We start from the raw sequence: 20939 nt of genomic DNA on the forward strand, positions 1-20939 counted from the left end.
TTAAGGGAAGTCAGCACAAAAATGAGTCGTTCGGCGTGGGTAGGCAGGGGACTGTTTTGGTACAAGACAAAGCGTCTGTAGCCCTCTCTGGGCTTGCCATCAAGGTAAAATCGTTGAAGATAGTCATCATGGGCCTCTTCAAAGAAGGGCAAGAGTGCATCAAACTGCTCGATGGTATAGCCTGTCATAGCCAAAAAACGAGTGGGGTTGGTTCGCCATTGGGTCGATTTCATCAGGCAAAGGTCGCGTGTGTAGATAAACAATCAAATTGACTTAATCTCTATTGTTCATTATTTCGGAAATTTCATTTTATACTCAGCGTCAGTCTTGCCTTTGGTAATATCGGCCAGTTTTTTCTTGATGAGGGTTCGGCGGAGGGTGGGCAGGTAATCGGTAAATAACTTACCGTCGAGGTGGTCGTATTCGTGCTGGATGATACGGGCTGCCATGCCTTCGTATTCTTCTTCGTGTTCGTTCCAGTCGGCATCTATATACCGAATCACGATAATCTCGGGCCGACGCACTTCACCCCGGATACCCGGAATACTCAGGCAACCTTCTTCAAAGTCCCAGTCGTCGCCTGCTTCTTCAATGATTTCGGGGTTGATAAATACCTTCTTGAACCCAATCAGGGTTTTGTCGATGTCCTCTTCCGGTTCATCCTCATTCAGGGGTTCGCCATCGACCACGAACATGCGGATGCTCTGCCCGATCTGCGGAGCCGCCAGTCCTACACCCGATGCTGCGTACATTGTTTCGAACATGGTTTCGCTCAACGCCTTTACATCAAGGGTTCCTGGTTCAATAATTTTAGCCCGCTTCCGAAGAATAGGGTCACCATAAGCAACAATAGGGAGAATCATAGTTTGAATGATGAATGATAAATGATAAATGATAAGGAATGAACAGCTATCACAGTACACACAATTCATCCTTTATTATTCATCATTTATTATTCTTTTTTGCTTTCCATAAATGACTGAAGAATAATGGCCGCGCTTATTTTATCGATGTTCCCTTTCTGGCGACGGTCTTTTTTGGTACTTCCGTTCGAAATCATAGCCTGAAGCGCCATAACGGATGTAAATCGCTCGTCGTGCCAGTGAACAGGAATATCGGGCAGGGCATTTTGTAAGTGCGTCACAAACTTTCTGACCCTGGGCGTATTGTCGGTATCCAGCCCATCCAGCCCCTTTGGCAATCCAACGATAAACGCATCGACCGGCTCCCGAACAACGTAGGTTTTCAGGAATTTCAGTACTTCGTGCGACGGCACCGTTTCCAGCGCCGACGCAATTAACTGTAACGGGTCTGTTACGGCGATGCCGGTACGCTTGGCACCGTAGTCGATTGCTAAAAGTCTGGCCATTTCTGTTACAAAGGTAAGGAGGAACGGGGGGATTGCCAGTTTTCTACATCCTGCTTCGTATCCAAATCAACGGTAGCCAATGGAAACGGTACCGCTGCACAGTCATCGACATGTTGTTTTATTAGCTTGCGGGCCCCTACATCGCCCGATAAATTCATGAATTCGGATCGATACCGACTGGCAAACAGGGCCGGAACGCCCAAAAAATCGGCTTCCCCATACTGGCATGCCACAATACCCCGATTCGTTTTCTGCCGGGTATCTATGAGTTCCTGTAGCAGGGCAGGAGTCACAAAAGGCTGGTCGGTGAGTAATACCAGAAAGCTGTCAATGGCGGTATCGGGGAGGCAGTTCAGGCCAGTCCGTAATGACGAAGCCATCCCTTCCTGCCAGCCTGGATTCTGAATCAGTTGAACTGGCAAGCCAGCCAGTTCTGCCTGGATGCGCGCCTGATTGGCACCCAGTACAATAATAACCGGCCCCGTCTGAAGAGACAGGGCCGTTTCGGTTATTTGTCGGACCAGCGTTTTGCCGTTATTCGTTAGTAGTTGTTTAGGCTCTCCGAGACGGCTGGAACTACCGGCTGCCAGAATAATGGTTGCGATATGCATGCTTAAAACCCGCCTACACTTTCTCCAGATCGAACGGTAACCGGCGGATGCGGGTACCCGTAGCGGCAAAAACGGCATTGGCCAGTGCGGGTGCCAGAGGTGGTAAACCCGGCTCGCCAACGCCTTTGATGGTTGGTCCGCCTTCGGCCAGGATGTGGACTTCCACTATGGGCATCTCATTAATGCGCAGCATCCTATTCTTGTCGAAGTTGGCTTGCACGGCCTGCCCCTTCTCAAAGGTTATGCCGTCTTTCAGGGCGGCTGTCAGGGCCATCGCTACCGAACCTTCCACCTGTGCCTTCACGGTGTCGGGGTTTACCACTGTACCGAGGTCGATGACGCAGTATACTTTATCGACGGTCAGGCCGCCATCTTTAGTCTTCGATACTTCCACCACCTGACCCGCCAGCCCGGCGAAGAAATCCCACTGGGCCACGCCACGCCCTTTTCCGGCCGGGAGGGGAGTGTCCCAGCCCGATACCTCTTTCAGTTTCTCCAGTACCCGTTTCGTATCGGAGTCTTTCGACAGCATCGACAGCCGGAAGGCCATTGGGTCCTGCCCGGCTTTGTGCGCCATTTCGTCCAGAAAACATTCGTGGGCAAAGGCTAACGTCGAACTCGTTACCGACCGCCAGTAGGTCATTGGGATATGAATATCTGCATGAACATACCGGGTGTTGAGATTCGGAATGGCGTATTTCTGTTCGTTGGTGCCCTCCAGCATGGTGCCGTCGGGCTTGGTTTTATCGTAGGTCTCGTTCATCGTCGCGTCGATAGACGGAGCAATGACTTTGTGTTGCAGGGCAACCGCTTTACCGTCTGCCGACAGGGCACCCCGCATCGCCGAAAACGTCATGGGGCGGAAGGGGCCAAGCTGCGTATCGTCCTCCCGCGTCCAGATAACCTTCACGGGTTTGCCAATCGTTTTGGAGAGCATGGCTGCCTCGCTGGCAAAATCCTGCGTAATCCGCCGACCAAAGCCACCGCCATTGAATTGCACATGCACCGTAACATTATCCATGGGCACACCCAGCACTTTGGCTACCTCCTGCCGGGTCAGGTCTCCGCCCTGCGTGGATAGCCACAGCGTTACTTTTCCGTCAGGCTGATAATGAGCCAGCGCATTCATCGGCTCCATTGTGGAGTGACTCAGTATAGGCGTTTCGTAGAAGGCCTCAAGCTGATTCGGACTCTCGGCAAATGTCTTGTCAAAGTCGCCCGTATTGTGGCCGATGACGCCATCTGATTTGGCCAAATCGCGCAACTGCTTTTCAAAATCGACCGAGTTGAAGGTATCGTAACCCTGATGGTCCCAGGTAACCTTGAGTGCTTTACGGCCCTGTAGTGCGGCCCAGTAATTATCGGCAATGACGGCAACACCCTGGTAGTGATTTTTACCTACTACGCGCTCCACCTTCACCGCCTGTTTCACCCCTTTAATCTTTAACGCCTGAGCCGCATCGAAACTAACGAGCTTGCTTCCCAGAATTGGACTGCGTTCAATGGACGCATATACCATATTGGGTACTTTGGAGTCAATACCAAACGTCGCCTGACCAGTTACTTTGAGTGGTACATCAGGGCGGGGCATTGGTTTACCCAGCATGGTAAAGTGCGCCGGGTCTTTTAGTTTGGGTTCTTTGGGAACCGGTAGCTTTGCGGCTGTCTCGGCCAGTTGACCGTAAGTAAGTTTTCTGCCCGAAGGTTTATGGATGATGGTTGCGTTTTCGGCAACGCATTCGGCAACGGGTACTGTCCACTGGTCGCTGGCGGCTTTGATGAGCATCTCGCGGGCTGAGGCTCCTACTTTGCGCATGGACAGATAGCCACCCCGAACGGAGCCACTACCCCCTACGGCCTGCGACCACATACCCCCGAACTTAGTTTCACCCCCGGTTTGCCGGATGGTCACTTTGTCCAGCGGAACTTCCAGTTCTTCGGCAATCAGGGCCGGAATTGCCTGAAAGGTGCCCTGCCCAATTTCCGGCCGGGGATTCATAATGGTTATTTTGCCCGATTTTTCAATCAGGATATACGGCGTCAACTCAACCGATTCGGGTAGAGCACTCAGGTTCAGTACCGGGCTGGCGTGAACGTTATTGGTGGTAAGGCCGAGGGCAAAAGCCGCTCCGGTCAGACCAGCCGCCTTCAGGAAATCCCGGCGGGATTCGTTTGTTTGGGTTGGTTTCTGACTCATCGTTTACCGACTTTAGGGGTTGATTTAGGAAGGTTGGCCATCTCGCCCGAAGCCGTATGAATGGCGGCACGAACGCGGTTATAAGTCCCGCAGCGGCAAATATTTCCCTGCATGGCAGTGTCGATATCCGCATCGGTTGGTTTGGGCGTTTGCTTCAGCAGGGCCACCGCCGACATGATTTGTCCTGACTGGCAATAGCCACATTGGGGCACCTGATGCTCAACCCAGGCTTTCTGTACCGGGTGGTCGGCATTTTTGGAAATACCTTCAATCGTGGTAATCTTATGGCCTGCCGCTGCCGATACCGGGTAGCTACACGACCGGATCGGGTTGCCATCCAGGTGTACCGTACAGGCTCCGCATTGCGCAATGCCACAGCCGAACTTGGTGCCGGTCAGCCCGACTACGTCGCGGATGGCCCACAGTAGCGGCATCGTTGGCTCAACGTCCACCGTATGCGGCTGATTATTAATAGTTAATTTAAAGGATGCCATAGTAGCGCTAAAGAAATCTTGCTGATTAAGTTATTGGGCAGGGCTACGCCTACAGATGGCTAAATTACCGGAGAAATAGTTTTCTTCCAACATAAGCCACCTGTAAATGGTTGATTTGCTGTATACAACCTAGAATATGACAAATACAGACGCGACAGATGTACGCGAAATTGGTATCGGTGTTATCGGTATGGGCGGCTTCGGCCTGTTTGCCGTTCAGCAGTTTTTACAGGTTCCACACACAAGACTGGTGGCCATCGCTGGCTCGAAGCGGGAAGAGGCCATTGCTGTGGCCAAACGGTTTGGTGCGGAGCAGTTGGGTAGCTTGGAAGAACTGGTGAATCACCCGGAGGTTGACCTCATTTACATTGCTACCCCTCCCTTTCTGCACTATGAGCAGTCCATGCTGGCCCTGAATGCCGGCAAGCACGTTATTTGTGAAAAGCCACTGGCCATGAATTCCGAACAGGGCGAGGAGATGCTGGCACTGGCGAAGCAAAAAGGCCTGCTGATGGTAACGAACCTCATGCAGCGGTACAACCCAATGTTTGCGCGGGTGAAGCACTTGATTGATAAAAACCTACTGGGTGAGTTCCTGCACGGTTATTTCGAGAACTACGCTGGTGACGAAGGACTGGCTCCTGAACACTGGTTCTGGGACCGGGAGAAGTCGGGTGGTATTTTCATTGAACATGGAGTTCACTTTTTCGACATGTTTGCCGGCTGGCTGGGCGAAGGGAAAGTTGTTGCGTCGCAGATTTTGAAACGGCCTGATTCCGATGATATAGAAGATCAGGTACAGGCCACGGTCGAATATGGTGATGAAGCAACAGGAAAAAAGCTGGTCAATTTCTACCACGGCTTCACGCAGACCGGGCGCATGGACCGGCAGGAGATGCGACTGCTCTTTGAGCGGGGCGATATTACCTTGTATGAATGGGTGCCCACCCGGATGGTGATGCGCTGCGTAGTGGACGAGGAGACCACCCGCGCCCTGATGGACCTGTTTCCGGGTGCCCAGCTCAATGTAACGGCCAACATCGGTGGGAAAGACCGGATGTTACGCGGGCGGCACAAAACCTTTGAGGCTTACCAGCAGATTGAACTGAAATTCGGCTTCGGCGACGAGAAACAGCACATCTATAGTGAACTGCTCCGGCTTATGTTCCGCGATCAGACGATGTCGATTCATCACCCCGATACGCACCGTATTGTAACAGAACAGAATGGACTTACCTCACTCGAAACGGCCGTAGTAGCTGACCGGATGGCGCGTGAATAGAGCAGTTATAACGCGTAGGTGGGTCAGTCGTAACCCGGTCCTTGGTAATCGGGTCCGCTTCCGGGTCTTTGGAATAAATGGGGGAATGTTGAATTAATAAAAAATTTTAAAAATATACAACCCTTTTGGTCGAATCGCTGGAAACTACCTGATTTTTTTTAGACATTTGTACGGTCATATCTTTTCTCCGCCTAACGCATCATGATAACGGAGTCTCCTACACTCGAAAATCCGAACGGTATAGCACCGGTCGAGCAGCCTACCGGTGGCCCTATTCAGTCGGCTATTACGTACGAAAAAATTCCGACGCACATCTATGCCGACGCTAAAGATGCCTCCCGGGCAGTAGCGCAGGAAATTGCCAGCCTGATTCGTCAGAAACAAAGCGAAGGTAAACCCTGTATTTTGGGTCTCGCTACCGGCTCATCGCCCAAAACGGTCTACGCCGAACTGATTCGGATGCACCGGGAGGAGGGACTGAGTTTCCACAATGTCGTTTCGTTTAACCTGGATGAGTACTACCCAATGGAGCCTAACTCGTTGCAGAGTTACTGGCGGTTTATGCGGGAGCAGTTATTCGACCACGTCGATATACCGAAGGGAAATTATCATGTACCCGACGGTACACTCCGCCCGGATAAGGTAAGTGAGTTCACCAAAAAGTACGAAGCCGAAATTGAAGCCGCTGGCGGTCTCGATTTTCAGTTGCTGGGTATTGGTGGTAACGGCCACATTGGTTTTAATGAACCGGGGTCGCTCATTAACTCCCACACCCGCCTGATGATGCTGGATAACTCCACGCGGGCGGCTGCTTCAGCTGATTTTGGTGGATTACCCAAAACACCCCGTAAAGCCATTACGATGGGCGTATCGAGTATTCTGGGTGCCCGCCGGGTGGTATTGCTGGCCTGGGGTGAGCGTAAAGCGCCCGTTATTCGGGGTGCGGTGGAAGGGCTGGTAACGGAGCTGAATCCGGCCTCCTACCTCCAAACCCATCCGAACTCGCTGTTCGTGATTGACGAAGCGGCTGCGTCTGAATTAACTCGCATGAAAACACCCTGGCTGGTGGATTCCGTCGTGTGGGATAACCGGATGAAGAAAAAGGCGGTTACGCACCTGTCCTTAACACTCCGCAAGCCAATCCTGAAACTCACCGACCGGGATTATAACGACAACGGTATGAGTGACCTGCTGGCGCAGTACGGGCAGGCGTATGACATTAACATCGACGTATTCAACCAGCTTCAGCATACTATTACCGGCTGGCCGGGCGGTAAACCCAACGCCGACGATACCAACCGGCCCGAACGCGCTCTGCCCACTCACAAACGCTGCCTGATTTTCAGCCCTCATCCCGATGATGACATTATCTCGATGGGGGGGACCTTCCAGCGCCTTGTTGACCAGGAACACGAAGTACACATCGGCTACCAGACATCGGGCAACATTGCTGTAGCGGATGATGAAGCCCTGCGTTTCGCCGATTATGTAGTTGACTTTAATACAAAATTTGGCATCAAAAGCCCCGAAGCCACCCGGATTTTCCAGGATGCGGCTAAATCGCTCCGCGATAAAGGGGATACCGAGATGGACACGGCCGAAGTACGGTACGTGAAGGGATTAATTCGAATGGGCGAAGCCAAGTCAACCTGTCGCTTTGTAGGCATACCGGTTGAACAGGCGCACTTCATGAACATGCCTTTTTACGAAACAGGTACGGTCGCGAAAAAGCCATTGAGCGAAGAAGATGTCAAGATTACCATGGCACTGATTGAAGAGGTAAAGCCCCATCAAATCTATGCCGCCGGTGACCTTGCCGATCCACACGGCACGCACAAAGTGTGTCTGGATGCCGTACTGGAAGCTATCCGTCGCCTGAGCCATAAAAACTTCATGAAAGACTGCTGGGTATGGCTGTACCGCGGAGCCTGGGCCGAGTGGGATATTCACGAAATCGAGATGGCCGTACCGATGTCGCCCGACCAGGTGATGAAAAAGCGGCTTGGCATCTTCAAACATCAGTCGCAGAAGGATGGCGTGGTGTATCAGGGAACCGACTCCCGCGAATTCTGGCAACGTGCCGAAGACCGCAACCGGGATACCGCTGAGCTGTACAACCGCCTGGGACTAGCCGAGTATGAGGCCATGGAAGCCTTCGTGCGCTGGCGGTTTTAAGCGTAACTGTAAAAAGCAACGTACCCTAAATAGAAAATCCTGCTCAGCATTTAATAAGGCTGAGCAGGATTTTCTATTTACCATGAGAACATAGATAACCTCAACACGTATCAATCGCGTCTTGCCATTTTCTTCGACGTCGAACTTATTCCAGACGATTCAAAGATGCTTTTCACGCTATCGACAGCAAAACATCAGCAGGAATAGCCAAACGGCTCGACAACGCTTTAACCTGGCGAACGGAGAGCGGACGTTTCCGGTTGAGCAACTCAGACAGGCGACTTTTACCGCCTACCAAGTCGGCTATCTCAGTCGTTGTTACGCCCAATTCTGCCATCTGATACCTGATGGCATCAATAGGGTCTATCTCGCCAATGGGAAATAGTTGCTGCTCGTAATCGTGTACGAGGATGCTGACTAATTCCAGCAGCTCCAGTTCGGGAGTACCCACTTCGGCATCAACGAGTTCATCAATCAGGGCGATGGCTTCGTCGTATTGCTCCTCCGTTTTGATAGGACGGGCCACGTAGTTCAGTGCTGCTTTAGCTTCCATTGAGTTTGCGTTATAAATTGCTTATATCGTTGAGCTTATCGTACTCTTTATGGGTCCCCACAAAGCGGATGTAACAGATTTGAATTTCGTACTGGAACTTCACAATCAGCCGGTAGTCGTTGTGACGAATGTTAAAAATAATCCGGTTATTACCTACTACATCGGCTCCGGGAAAATTAGCTATTAGTTCGTTTGCATTCTGCCAGCGACGACTGGTTATTTTTCTATACCAAAGCTGGAGCCCTACTTTTGCATTGGGTTCTTGTTCCCAGAAGTCTCTCAGAGTTTTGATTTTAACTACCCTCATCTGTTTTTGCTTCATCCGGCTTTGTTTCGGTTTCTCATCATCGGTTGTAGTTCCCAGTGTGGGAACGAAGAATAATGGAAAGCAAGTTCCCGATTTGGTAAATATGTGCAAAGTCAGTTTAGAGTAAATAGTAGCCGAGTACGAAGCAATGGAAGCCTTCGTGCGCTGGCGGTTTTAGAAGTTATAACCGGGCATTTTACCGATTTAAAAGCCATCTCTTAACCGGGATGGCTTTTTATTTTAGCTAGACTGTATTTTTTATGATACGAAATTTGAATATTATTGCAGTTATATATGATAGATGTATTATAAGGTAACTTCTTTTGCGTGAGTTCTACTGTGCGTTATGACGAAAGAAACAAAACAACGAACGGCCCGGCTTTTTGCGTTACATGAATTTGTCAGGGCATATTTTACGAAAGCTGACTGGTTTCGGGTGGCTTACCTGACGGACAATGTCGACCTGATTGAAGACCACCCCCGCCTGTTACGTAGTCTGGATTTTCGCGACGACGATTACGACGGTAATAGTTTGCAGGTGCTTTCGAAACTCATTGCCGACGGAACGATCAATCTGGCTGAAATAGAGCGGTACGTTGAGGGGCGAAAAGCGGGTATGAAACAGATGGTACCCGTGGCATCGGCTTTTGTATCGACAGTTCAGTCAAATCCGCCAGATCAGGTCATTACATTTGCCCCTGATGTGTTTCGTATTCCCGATAAGCCGGTCGAACCGAATCGGTTGTCGGTGATGATGCCTTTTGACGGGAAATTCTCCGCCACCTACACGGCCATCCGGAACGTATGCACCACACTCGGTATCGACTGCAAACGGGCCGATGATATCTGGGATAACAGTATCCTGATTCAGGATGTATTCGATCTGATTTTTACCTCGAGGGCGGTCATTACCGACTTCACCGACCGAAATCCTAACGTGTTTTACGAAACCGGGGTGGCGCATACGCTGGGTAAACTGGTTATTCCCATTACACAGTCGGTAGGTGATATTCCGTTTGATTTACGGCACCACCGGGCACTTACTTACCTGCCCAACGCCGAAGGCCTGCTGAAACTGGAAAAGGATCTGGAAAAAAAACTGGCAAAAGTGTTCAGTTGATTCCATTCTTTTATTGTTTGTATCTTCGGGAAACCTTTTCGGCCATTATGCAACCTTCCGTTTCGACTCGCCCTGGTCTTACTTTACCGAATGAAGCCCATACGGAGCGTCTGCTCTCGCTCGATTTCTTTCGGGGCCTGACGGTGGCGGCTATGATTCTGGTCAATAATCCGGGGGACTGGGGGCATATATACGCGCCACTGGAACATGCTCCCTGGAATGGCTGGACGCCTACCGACCTGATCTTCCCCTTCTTCCTGTTCATTGTTGGCGTATCCATCACCTTTGCGCTGGGTCGGTTTGACGACGTGCAAAAAGGGGTGCTCGGCAAGATTGTGAAACGGAGTGTTACGTTGTTTATGCTGGGATTTTTCCTGAATTTTTTCCCGAAGTTCGATCTTACTACGGTTCGGATTATGGGCGTGTTGCAGCGAATTGCCCTGGTATATCTGGCCTGTTCCTTTATTTTTCTGAAAACTACCCCACGCCAGCAACTGTACCTGCTTATTGGCATACTGGTTAGTTACTGCCTGTTGTTAACGGTTGTTCCGGTGCCGGGGGTAGGTTATGCTAATTTAGAGCCCGAAAGTAATTTGTCGGCCTGGTTCGACCGGGTCATTCTGACTCCTGCCCACGTTTATAAACCCGCCAAAGTATGGGACCCGGAAGGGTTGTTGAGCACACTCCCTGCTATAGGTACCGGTTTATTGGGTATGCTAGCCGGAGCCTGGCTGCGCAGTAATCGGGTGGCCATGGAGAAGGCGGCCGGGCTTTTTACGGCAGGCTGTCTAACTACTCTGGGGGGGCTGATCTGGGGAGGTTTCTTTCCCATCAACAAAGCCCTTTGGACCAGTTCGTACGTGTTGCTGGCCGGTGGCCTGGCTATGATCGGGCTGGCCCTCTGCTACTGGCTGATTGACGTGAAAAACCGAAAGAAGGGTGTACTGCCGATTGTGGCGTTCGGTGTCAATGCCATCACCGTTTTCTTTTTGTCGGGGCTGATTCCGCGCATGATGAACCTGATTCACGTTACCAAACCGGATGGTACCGAAGTGGGATTGCAGCAATACCTTTTCCGCACGTTCATTGCTCCTCCGTTTGCCGACCCTAAAAATGCGTCACTCGCCGGTGCCTTAACGTTTGTAGGTATCTGGTTCGTGATCCTGTGGTGGATGTACCGGAAACAGGTAATTATCAAGGTATAAGCTTTCGCTAATTCTCTCCCTTTTTTTCTTGCAGGGCCTGCCTGATCAGGTCGACGGTTGTTTTTACACCGGCTTTCCGAAGAATACTGGCCCGCTGGTTGGCTACCGTATTGGGACTTATTCCGAAACGTTCGCCAATTTCGGGGCTGCTCATGCCGTCGATCAGGCAGGTCAGGACCTGGGCTTCGCGGGAGGTGATTTTATTCCAGATGGATGTCTTTTTATTGGGAGATGCTTTCTCTTCCTTCCGCTGAACGTTGTTTGGCAATACCAGGTGCTGGATAATGACTGACGACGCATTGGGCGGATAGTACAGATCCCCTTTAACCACGGTGCGGACGGCCCGCAATATTTCTTCGTGTCCGCTATCTTTCAGCAAATACCCCGCAGCCCCGTGCTGAACGGATTTCAGGATGTACTCCGGGTTGTTGTGCATACTGAACATCAGCGTTCGTACCTTGGGATACTGCTGGGAAATAACTTTCAGTGCCTCAATTCCCGACATCCGGGGCATGGTAATGTCCATTAATACTACATCGGGTATTGTTTTGGAAAGAAACGCAATCGCTTCGTCGCCATCTGAGGCTTCGCCCACTATTTGCATATCAACTTCATCTTCCAATAAAGTCCGAATTCCTTTTCTGACCACAGAATGGTCATCGGTAATTAGAATTTGTATCGACATAGCTAGTGCGTGTTGGCTGATAAATCAATGCTTACCTGAACATGCGTTCCCTTCTTGGGCTTTGATCTGATGGTAAAATCACCGTTGAGCAGCTTGGATCTTGTTCGCATATTGTCGAGACCATTAACGATCCGTACAGATTTTTCTTTCCGGCGATCAGCCTTCAGGGTGAATCCTTTACCGTCGTCTTCAACTGAGAGCACTAATTTATGGCTATCCTGTAACAAATTGATACATATTGTTTGAGCAGCCGCATATTTTATGGCATTGTGCAGGGCTTCCTGCGCGATGCGATATAATCCAATTTCCATCGCCGGACTCAATCGCTTCACGTCACTTGTTCCCGTAAAAATTATATTGATTCCTGACGAACGCCCTGTTTGCTGAGCCAGTAATTGTAGCGTAGGACCTAACCCAAAATCGCTCAGGGTGGAGGGCATCAAATTGTAGGAAACCTGCCGGGTGGTGTGGATAATGTCGGCAATCAGGTTGCAAAGTTCTGCAAATCGCTGCCGTTGCTTATCGTCATCCAGGATCACGGATGATTTCAGCTTTTCGGCATGCAGTTTCACCCCGGTCAGCATCTGGCCGATGCCGTCGTGTAGTTCGCGGGCAAAGCGCCGTCGTTCTTCTTCCTGACCCTCCAGCAGGGCTGCCGACCGGATTGTTTCTTCGGACAGTTTCAACTGGTACTTTTCTTCCGTTGTTCGAATCAGTTCCTGCTGGGTCTCTACTAATTTACGGTTCGTAAAGGCAAGATTTTCATTGGTGGCCCTTACTTCCCGATTGCTGATTTCCAGCCGGTTGTTGGCTTGTTGTAACGACATTTCTGACCTTCTCAGCCGGTTGATAACTTTTTTGGTGTGCGTAACAACGGGCCGGAATACGAACAGACCTTCAATAAGAAGGGTCAGCAGGGTAGCGATGGTCAATACCCATTCAATACGCTCCAGCTGTTTTACGCGTCCGAAACTTTCGGTATCGAACTGAAAAACGATGTCGTTCATCTGTCCAAGAAAAGCCACTTCGTCCCGAAGAATTACCGCAAGAGCCACTTCCCGGTCAGCTGGCGTAGTATTCGGGTTATTGATCCGGCTAAAACTTTGGTACATCGACTGAAATGCTGGCTCAATCTTGGCTAACATGCGTTCCAGCTGAGGACTTTTCCGAACGGTATAGTTTTTCTCCATTCGCAGAACGCCGTTTCGCAACTGAGCATGATTCAGGGCCCAGGCACTCAATAATGAATCAAACGAAACGGTGTCAGCCGTAGTCAGGCCTTGGGTTCGTAGTAGGGCTAACTTGGTTAGACGCTGACTGAGCATCCGTTGCAGTCCGGCTACGTTGACAACCCGCCCATCGTCATAGTGGGTGCTTAGTGTTTGCCGGATAAACAGGAGGCCGCTTATTGATAACACCGCCAGAATCGTGAGTGCAATAACGTAAAATCGGGTTAGTCGACTGGCCACCTGCCGATCGAGCTGATTCTTGAAAGGATCGACCTCCGGTATTCGGCTTACGGTTTCTGGTTCCGCGATGTGTTCCTCCGGTTCGCTAATAAGTTGGTTCATATTGTATTGCGTAATCAGAAACCGTAAACCAAAAACGACAGACTTTTTCAAACGCCTACATACACCACGCCGTCCTCCACTTTAATGGGAAAAGTGGTAATCTGGTAGCCCTCATCATTCAGGCACTCCCCGGTTTTGAGTGAGAATGTCTTTTTGTGAAAAGGACAGGCTACTTTCGGTTCATTGCCCAGGCTACCAATCATACCCCGCGAAAGCGCCATTTGCTGACGGTGCGGACATTCGTTGGTGGTGGCATACCATTCGCCCCGGCGGGTGAAATTAAATAGGGCAATCTGCTGCCCATTGAGCAGTACGCAGGCACCGCCATCTTCCGGAACACTGTTGACCGGGCAGGCTGCCAGCCAGGTATATTTGTCTTTATGTATCGCTGTTACTTCCATTGCTTCGATAAGTTTGCGGTGTATCAGATTAATATTCGATAACCCATTTGACTGATTTACAGGACTGAAAGCATTTACGCCCACTCTCTGGCTTTTACCTGGTTGCGCAGGGGTTCAAACTGCACGGTAGGGTCTTTCACTTCCGGCTCATTAACGAAGTGGGAGAACCGCTTGCGGAGATCAGGGTTCTCCACTACTTCTTTCCACTCGCAGGCGTACGTATCCACAATGAGTTGCAGTTCGCGTTCCAGTTCGGCCCCAATGCCCAGTACGTCATCCACAACAACGGCTTTCAGGTAGGTTATTCCGCCTTCCATTTTATTCAGCCAGGTAGCCGTGCGGGCGAGTGGGTCCGCCGTTTTTACGTAGAACATCAGGAACCGGTCGAGTAATTTGACGGCTGTATCCTTATCTACATCGGAAACCAGCAGTTGGGCGTGCTGGGGCTTGGTGCCCCCGTTGCCGCATACGTACACATTCCAGCCTTTATCGGTGGCGATAAGGCCGAAATCCTTACTTTGTGCTTCGGCGCACTCCCGGGTGCAACCCGATACGCCGGATTTGAGCTTATGGGGCGACCGTAGGCCTTTGTACCGGTTTTCCAGTTCGATGGCAAACGTAACGGAGTCCTGAACGCCGTACCGGCACCAGGTAGTGCCGACGCAGCTCTTCACCGTCCGCAGGGATTTGCCGTATGCATGACCGCTCTCAAAACCCGCCACGATGAGCTCTTCCCATATTTTCGGTAAATCGCCGACGTGCGCTCCGAACAGGTCGATACGCTGCCCGCCCGTGATTTTGGTATAAAGGCCATATTTCTGCGCTACCTGCCCCAGCACGATCAGTTTTTCGGGGGAAATTTCGCCACCGGCTATGCGGGGCACCACCGAATACGTACCACCCCGCTGAATGTTGGCCAGAAAACGGTCGTTGGAGTCCTGAATGGGTGCCCGGTCTTTTGCCAGGATATTTTCGTTCCACAAACTTGCCAGAATAGACGCAGTAGCTGGTTTGCAGACTTCGCAACCATCCCCTTTTCCGAATGTATTCAGAACGGAGGTGTAGGTTTTCAGCCCATTGATCTTCACCAGATCGAATAATTCCTGCCGCGTAAAATCGAAGTGCTCGCAGAGGATGTTCCGAACGTACACGCCTTTTTCTTTCTGCACCCCCTGAATGATGTCTTTTACCATGGGTGTACAGCCCCCGCAGCCCGTGCAGGCTTTGGTTGCCTTTTTGAGCAGATCGATGGTATCGTTGCCATTCTCCCCAATTTCATGGCACAGCATGGCTTTTGTGATAGCCTCGCAGGAGCATATAATCGCATCGTCGGGCAGGCTCATAACGCCTGCTCCGGCTTCCTCACCTCCACGCGAACCCAGAATCAGGTCTTCGGAGTTGGGTGGCAGGATGGTTTTGTTCTTGCAGGTTTGCAACAGCATGTTATACTGATCGGCATCGCCCACCAGAATACCACCCAGTAACTCTTTACCGTCTGCCGATATATTTATGCGCTTGTAAACGCCCTTCGCCCTGTTCTCGTAAACAACCGTCCGGCACTCCGGCTCGGTAGCGAACGGATTCCCGAAAGAGCCAACATCGGTACCAATCAGTTTCAGCTTGGTCGACATATCGTACGGTTTAAACTCCTTTTCGTCGCCCATCATCCGGGCGGCCACCACCTCTGCCATTTCGTAGCCGGGTGCCACCAGCCCGTAAATCATGTGGTGGGCAACGGCGCATTCACCAATGGCAAAAATGGATGGGTCGGATGTTTGCAGGAAGTTATCCACCACAATACCCCCGCGTGGGTGTGTTTCCAGGCCTGATAACCTGGCCAGTTCATCGCGGGGACGGATACCGGCCGAAATTACCAGCATATCAACTTCCAGGAAAGAGCCATCGGTAAACTGCATGCCCGTTATGGCATCGTCGCCGGTGATTTCTTGGGTACTTTTGGCCAGGTGAATATGTAAACCCAGTGATTCGAGCTGACGCTGTAAAACGCCCGAACCCGCATCATCTAGTTGCCGGGGCATCAGGCGCGGGGCAAATTCAACCACGTGGGCTTCTTCCAACCCTAAATCGAGTAGGGCCTTGGCAGCTTCAAGACCCAGCAAACCACCACCCAATACCGCTCCTTTACGGGCTCTGCGCGCGTGAGACTGTATCAGGTCCAGGTCTTCGATGGTTCGGTAAACGAATACGCCATCTTTCTCCACACCGCTAAGGGGTGGGACAAAAGCACCAGACCCGGTAGCCAGAATCAGGTAATCGTACGGGACAACAACCCCGTGGTGCGACCGGATTTGTTTCCGCTCCCGGTCTATATCGACAACCGGGTCAGAGAGGTATAGTTGAATGCCATTGTCGATGTACCAGTCAAGTGGCGCCATCGTCAGGTCTTCGGCAGTTTTACCGTCGAAGTAGGCGCTCAAATGAACGCGGTCGTAGGCAACCCGGGGCTCTTCACCAAAAACGGTTAGGGCAAATCGCTCGCTGTTTTTGTCTTTGGCTATGAGTTTTTCGCAGAACTTATAGCCAACCATGCCATTGCCTATGACAACGACATTGCTTTTTTTGTTTGTGATCATAGTTATAAGTAACTATAAAATTATGAAAACCCTGACTTATAATTGTACTAATTTAATAAAAGCGCCTTGTTTCCCCCGAAAAAGACAAGTCAAAAGTAAGAGGTGTTTTCGTGATTTCCTAACTTATTATTCTGTAAAAACTTTATTTACAAAGATGTTTTTTTGGAAAAGACTTGTTTTTACAAATTTGATCTCTACTTTTGAACTGTCAAAACGCAATAGTAGGGTTTTACTAAAAATAGTACTATACTACTATAAGCACTAAAAGGAAAGTCAGATGCAGCCAAAGCTAACACTCGTGGGGGCGGGTCCCGGCGACGGCGAATTGATTACCTTAAAAGGAATCAGGACGCTTCAACAGGCCGATGTCGTTTTATACGACGACCTAGCCAATAGTACATTATTGGAATTTGCGCCTGAACGTGCATTGAAAATGTATGTGGGCAAACGGGCCGGAAGGATATCCTTCCCGCAGGGCGAGATCAACCGGCTGATCGTCCGGCTGGCGCAGGAGCATGGACACGTTGTTCGGCTCAAGGGGGGAGACCCCTACGTGTTTGGACGGGGCTACGAAGAAAGTAACTACGTCCGTCAGTATGGGATTGCCTGCGAAGTAGTGTCGGGCGTATCGAGTTGTATTGCCGTACCGGCATCACAGGGAATTCCGGTTACCAGCCGGGGTGTCAGCGAAAGTTTCTGGGTCATTACCGGTACCACCCGAAACGGAGAATTGTCGGACGATCTGAAACTAGCCGTTCAATCGAACGCTACCATCGTGGTTCTGATGGGCTTAGGGAAAATAAACGAATTATGTGCCATGTACTGTCAGGCCGGACGCGGTCATTTGCCAATGGCAGTCGTACAAAACGGAACGCGGCCTGATGAACAGTGCGTCATTGGCCAGGTCTGGACTATTCCGCAGTTGGTAGCAGAGCAGGGTGTGGGGGCACCCGCTGTGCTCATCATCGGCGAGGTAGTTACGCTGCATCCATCCTATTTATCGGCCTGTTTGCAGAGCGTCGTTTATAGTCATTAGCGGTGCGCCATTTGGTTGTCATTCGTTGTTTTTATGATCAATGACTACCAAACAAAAAAAGCCGATCCGGTGTGGGGGCACCTTTGGATCGGCTAAATCAGGGTTTTGTTTATGCGAAAAACACAAACGATTCAAAGAAAATGAAAAAAAACACGTAAAGCAAATCTGCTTTCTTTAGGGTTGGGTAACCTGTTAGCTTGAATCACTCGATTCTCAACGCCCAACCACTGTCTCCTGATTTACTAACAGCCTGATTTTACTACGCTGGCGTGGGTAAGGGGATGCTGTGCGGACGCACTTCCTGCTACACTAATTCTGAGAAAAGAAAATAGCCCGTTGCCATGGCCTTACCAGTCAGAAAACACGGTCTAGGGCAACTCTTTCAATCATTTACTCCTTTACGATTTTTACTAAAATGGAAAAGTCATACCTCATACGATTATTCTTTTTGTGCGCATTTATGGTGGGCATACTGCCGCAGGCCAATGCACAGTTTTCCCTGATTGGTCAGCTACGTACCCGCACCGAAATCCGGAATGGTGTTGGTAATCTACCCGTGACGGGTAGCCAGGCAGCGGCTTTTACCTCGCAGCGGGCACGACTGACGTTCGGCTATAAGTGGGACCGGATCACGTTTGGTATGGCCATTCAGGATGTTCGGGTTTGGGGGCAGGATGCCTCTACAATCTCGAACGCGGATGGGAACAAGCTCATGGTTCACGAAGCATGGGCCGATGTTGCGCTCATCAATCGCGCCGATACGACCATGAAATTTACCCCAATCGACTACCTATCGCTGAAAATTGGGCGACAGGAAATGGTGTACGACGATTCACGCCTAATCGGTAATCTGGACTGGCTACAACAGGCCCGTCGGTTTGATGCGGCTCTATTGAAAGCGCAGCATAAAGGCTGGCAGCTGGACCTGGGTACCGGATTTAATCAGAATACGGATGGATTTGGCGTAAGCGGGACGTATTATACACCCGGTAACGTACCTGCATCGGCGCTCTCTACCAAAAGTGTGACGCTGGCCATTCCGGCTGGATTTATCCCCACAGCTACCAAAGGAGGAGCACCCGTGCTGGCCAATGCCGTGAGTACCAACGGCCAAAATCAGCAGTTCAAATCATTCAATATGATTTACCTGGCGCACAAGTTTAATAAGACGAAGTTCTCTGCGCTGTTCTTCAATGACAACTTCCAAAAGTACCGGCTAGACTCGCTTGGGTCCGCTACCAATGGTTACGTATATGGCCGCCGTTATGACGTTTCGGGTACGAATTCCCGGGTAACCTACGGGGCTATGCTGACCGGACTGGCTGGTACGAGTCTGCCGATTGCGTGGCAGGCATTTGCCTACGGGCAGGGGGGTAAAGACCGGGATGGACTGCAAATCAAAAAAGCTTATCACTACGGGGCTAACCTGATGTTTCAGCGCGGTCCATTGAGTCTCGGGCCGGGTTACGAAGTAATGTCGGGTACGAACGATGCCACCATCAGTGCCGGGCAAACCAGCCGCTTCGACCCGTTGTACGGCACTCCTCACAAGTTCTGGGGGCTGATGGACTATTTCTACGCCGGTACCGGCTCTCCATCGGGCGGGCTGAAAGACGGTTACCTGAAAGTAAAATATACGGGCAAGCGACTGACAACCAGTTTCGACGCGCATTATTTTGCGCTGGCCAGTACCGTGTACAATAAATTGCCCGATGCGGCTTCGACAACCCCCCTCTCGGCCAAATTGGGCATGGAGTACGACCTGACGGCTACTTATTCCCTCAATAAGTTCACGACGGTTGAAGGTGGTTACGCCATCATGAGTGGCACCAATACGCTTGAATATACCAAACAGGGAACGATGAATCAGAAAGATAAGGTGGGTACCTGGGCCTATCTGATGATTAACATTCGCCCCGATTTTTTTGCCGCCAACGCCCCCAAAAAGTAAGAAACCTATTTTTTGAACAACCTTAAACATCTAGGAAATCATGAATGTATCGAATACACCACTCGAAAAAATTAACATCTTCAGCCTGAAAGGCGTCCAGATGCGAACCTTTCACCTGACCTGGATTGCCTTCTTTATCTGTTTCTTCGGCTGGTTTGGTCTGGCTCCGCTCATGCCTGCTATTCGGGAAGACCTGGGGCTGACTAAACCCCAGATTGGTAATATTATTATCGCAGCCGTGTCAGCTACTATTTTTGCCCGCCTTCTGGTGGGTAAGCTCTGCGACACCTGGGGACCCCGCAAAACCTACACCGCGCTGCTGGTGATAGGGTCATTACCCGTTATGCTGGTTGGGCTTGCGCACGATTACACCTCATTCCTGCTGTTCCGTCTGGCCATTGGTACTATCGGTGCCTCGTTCGTTATCACGCAGTATCATACCTCAATGATGTTCGCGCCCAAAATCAAAGGCACGGTCAATGCCCTGACGGGTGGATGGGGTAACCTGGGTGGTGGTATTACTCAGTTAGCTATGCCCCTTATCATGGCGGTGATTGTTGGCTTCGGCTACACTAAACCAGAAGCCTGGCGGTACGCCATGATTGTACCGGGTGTGATGATGCTTATCATGGCGTACCTATACTACCGCTATACCACTGACACACCACAGGGTAATTTCGATGAGCTTGACCGGACGGTGGAAAAAAGCGAATCGGTTGGCTTCTGGAAAGCCTGCTCCGACATGCGTGTGTGGGCCCTGGCACTGGCTTACGCCTGCTGCTTCGGGATGGAAATTACGTTTGATGGCGTAGCTGCTCTGTATTTCTTCGACAATTTCAAGATGGAGCAGACCGAAGCTGGTTTCTGGGCCATGCTGTTTGGTTTCATGAACATCTTCGCCCGTGCGCTGGGTGGTATCGTCGCCGATAAAGTAGGTAACAAATACGGTATGCGCGGTAAAGGGGTACTGCTGGCAGGCCTGTTGCTGATGGAAGGCGTTGGTATCATGCTGTTCGCTCAGGCGGGTAGCCTGCCCCTGGCCATCGCGTCCATGCTGACCTTTGCCCTGTTCCTGAAAATGTCGAACGGCAGCACGTATGCCATTGTGCCATTCGTGAATCCCAAAGCCGTTGGTGTTATTTCGGGTGTAGTGGGGGCGGGTGGTAACGTGGGCGGTATGCTGATGGGCTTCCTGTTCAAGTCACAAAACATCAGTTATGGTCAGGCATTTCTGTACATCGGCGCTGTGGTAGCCGTGGTGGGTGTGCTGCTGTTTCTGGTCAATTTCAACAAAGCCGTTGTTATAGAACCCGCCGAATCGGAATTGCAGACAGCTTGAATTTAATGGATAATGAATAATGTAAGATGCCTAATGCATTAATAATCTG

General features: G+C 50.7%; 18 protein-coding genes and 1 pseudogene. 7 read left to right on the forward strand and 12 right to left on the reverse strand.

The window, feature by feature from the left end:
- From B157_RS38635 to B157_RS0129445, 6 genes and pseudogenes are all read right to left on the reverse strand, one after another.
- Positions 1-233: pseudogene (locus B157_RS38635) on the reverse strand (hypothetical protein); the annotation flags it as partial.
- Between the two features lie 57 nt (positions 234-290).
- A complete protein-coding gene (gene def, locus B157_RS0129425) occupies positions 291-863 on the reverse strand; it encodes a peptide deformylase (protein ID WP_020606896.1) in 573 nt (190 codons plus the stop codon).
- A gap of 89 nt (positions 864-952) precedes the next feature.
- Entirely contained in the window at positions 953-1369 is a 417-nt protein-coding gene (ruvX, locus tag B157_RS0129430; RefSeq protein WP_020606897.1) for a Holliday junction resolvase RuvX, read from the reverse strand.
- A gap of 5 nt (positions 1370-1374) precedes the next feature.
- Positions 1375-1980 carry a nucleotidyltransferase family protein gene (locus B157_RS0129435; RefSeq protein ID WP_020606898.1) on the reverse strand — a complete coding sequence of 202 codons (606 nt, stop codon included), beginning with the start codon at positions 1978-1980 and terminating at the stop codon, positions 1375-1377.
- A gap of 13 nt (positions 1981-1993) precedes the next feature.
- Complete coding sequence (locus B157_RS0129440) at positions 1994-4177, reverse strand: xanthine dehydrogenase family protein molybdopterin-binding subunit (protein ID WP_020606899.1); 2184 nt, start codon at positions 4175-4177, stop codon at positions 1994-1996.
- Positions 4174-4671, reverse strand: coding sequence for a (2Fe-2S)-binding protein (locus tag B157_RS0129445; RefSeq protein WP_020606900.1), 498 nt, complete (start codon positions 4669-4671; stop codon positions 4174-4176). Before B157_RS0129445 ends, B157_RS0129440 begins: the two co-directional genes overlap by 4 nt.
- Positions 4672-4807: 136 nt before the next feature.
- Between B157_RS0129445 and B157_RS0129450 the strand changes: the two genes are divergently transcribed.
- Together B157_RS0129450 and B157_RS0129455 are read left to right on the forward strand one after the other, a co-directional pair.
- Positions 4808-5953, forward strand: coding sequence for a Gfo/Idh/MocA family protein (locus tag B157_RS0129450; protein ID WP_020606901.1), 1146 nt, complete (start codon positions 4808-4810; stop codon positions 5951-5953).
- A gap of 201 nt (positions 5954-6154) precedes the next feature.
- Positions 6155-8128, forward strand: a complete 1974-nt coding sequence (locus tag B157_RS0129455) for a glucosamine-6-phosphate deaminase (RefSeq protein ID WP_020606902.1) — start codon at positions 6155-6157, stop codon at positions 8126-8128.
- Between the two features lie 172 nt (positions 8129-8300).
- Here the strand turns inward: B157_RS0129455 and B157_RS0129460 are convergent, their stop codons facing one another.
- Both B157_RS0129460 and B157_RS0129465 read right to left on the reverse strand, forming a co-directional pair.
- Entirely contained in the window at positions 8301-8681 is a 381-nt protein-coding gene (locus tag B157_RS0129460; RefSeq protein WP_020606903.1) for a helix-turn-helix domain-containing protein, read from the reverse strand.
- A gap of 10 nt (positions 8682-8691) precedes the next feature.
- Positions 8692-9003 carry a type II toxin-antitoxin system HigB family toxin gene (locus B157_RS0129465; RefSeq protein ID WP_020606904.1) on the reverse strand — a complete coding sequence of 104 codons (312 nt, stop codon included), beginning with the start codon at positions 9001-9003 and terminating at the stop codon, positions 8692-8694.
- A 331-nt stretch (positions 9004-9334) separates the two neighbouring features.
- Between B157_RS0129465 and B157_RS0129470 the strand changes: the two genes are divergently transcribed.
- Together B157_RS0129470 and B157_RS0129475 are read left to right on the forward strand one after the other, a co-directional pair.
- Positions 9335-10108: a hypothetical protein gene (locus B157_RS0129470; RefSeq protein WP_020606905.1), complete on the forward strand. Its 774-nt coding sequence runs from the start codon at positions 9335-9337 to the stop codon at positions 10106-10108.
- A 47-nt stretch (positions 10109-10155) separates the two neighbouring features.
- Complete coding sequence (locus B157_RS0129475; RefSeq protein WP_041952327.1) at positions 10156-11313, forward strand: acyltransferase family protein; 1158 nt, start codon at positions 10156-10158, stop codon at positions 11311-11313.
- Positions 11314-11320: 7 nt separating this feature from the next.
- Here the strand turns inward: B157_RS0129475 and B157_RS0129480 are convergent, their stop codons facing one another.
- From B157_RS0129480 to nirB, 4 genes are all read right to left on the reverse strand, one after another.
- Positions 11321-11998 (reverse strand): response regulator transcription factor, encoded by a 678-nt coding sequence (locus B157_RS0129480; RefSeq protein ID WP_020606907.1) that lies wholly within the window; start codon positions 11996-11998, stop codon positions 11321-11323.
- A gap of 2 nt (positions 11999-12000) precedes the next feature.
- Positions 12001-13569 (reverse strand): ATP-binding protein, encoded by a 1569-nt coding sequence (locus B157_RS0129485; RefSeq protein ID WP_084761885.1) that lies wholly within the window; start codon positions 13567-13569, stop codon positions 12001-12003.
- A gap of 47 nt (positions 13570-13616) precedes the next feature.
- Complete coding sequence (gene nirD / locus B157_RS0129490) at positions 13617-13970, reverse strand: nitrite reductase small subunit NirD (RefSeq protein ID WP_026309055.1); 354 nt, start codon at positions 13968-13970, stop codon at positions 13617-13619.
- 74 nt (positions 13971-14044) lie between these two features.
- Positions 14045-16564 carry a nitrite reductase large subunit NirB gene (gene nirB, locus B157_RS0129495; RefSeq protein ID WP_020606910.1) on the reverse strand — a complete coding sequence of 840 codons (2520 nt, stop codon included), beginning with the start codon at positions 16562-16564 and terminating at the stop codon, positions 14045-14047.
- Positions 16565-16841: 277 nt separating this feature from the next.
- Between nirB and cobA the strand changes: the two genes are divergently transcribed.
- The 3 genes from cobA to B157_RS0129510 all read left to right on the forward strand — a co-directional run bounded on the left by cobA (position 16842) and on the right by B157_RS0129510 (position 20890).
- Positions 16842-17600 carry a uroporphyrinogen-III C-methyltransferase gene (gene cobA, locus B157_RS0129500; RefSeq protein WP_020606911.1) on the forward strand — a complete coding sequence of 253 codons (759 nt, stop codon included), beginning with the start codon at positions 16842-16844 and terminating at the stop codon, positions 17598-17600.
- A gap of 460 nt (positions 17601-18060) precedes the next feature.
- On the forward strand, positions 18061-19551 hold the full coding sequence (locus B157_RS0129505) for an alginate export family protein (protein ID WP_020606912.1): 1491 nt from the start codon (positions 18061-18063) through the stop codon (positions 19549-19551).
- 40 nt (positions 19552-19591) lie between these two features.
- Entirely contained in the window at positions 19592-20890 is a 1299-nt protein-coding gene (locus B157_RS0129510) for a NarK family nitrate/nitrite MFS transporter (protein WP_020606913.1), read from the forward strand.
- Positions 20891-20939 lie beyond the last annotated feature (49 nt).

It is taken from the genome of Spirosoma spitsbergense DSM 19989 (genome assembly GCF_000374085.1).
GTDB classification, from domain to species: Bacteria; Bacteroidota; Bacteroidia; order Cytophagales; family Spirosomataceae; genus Spirosoma; species Spirosoma spitsbergense.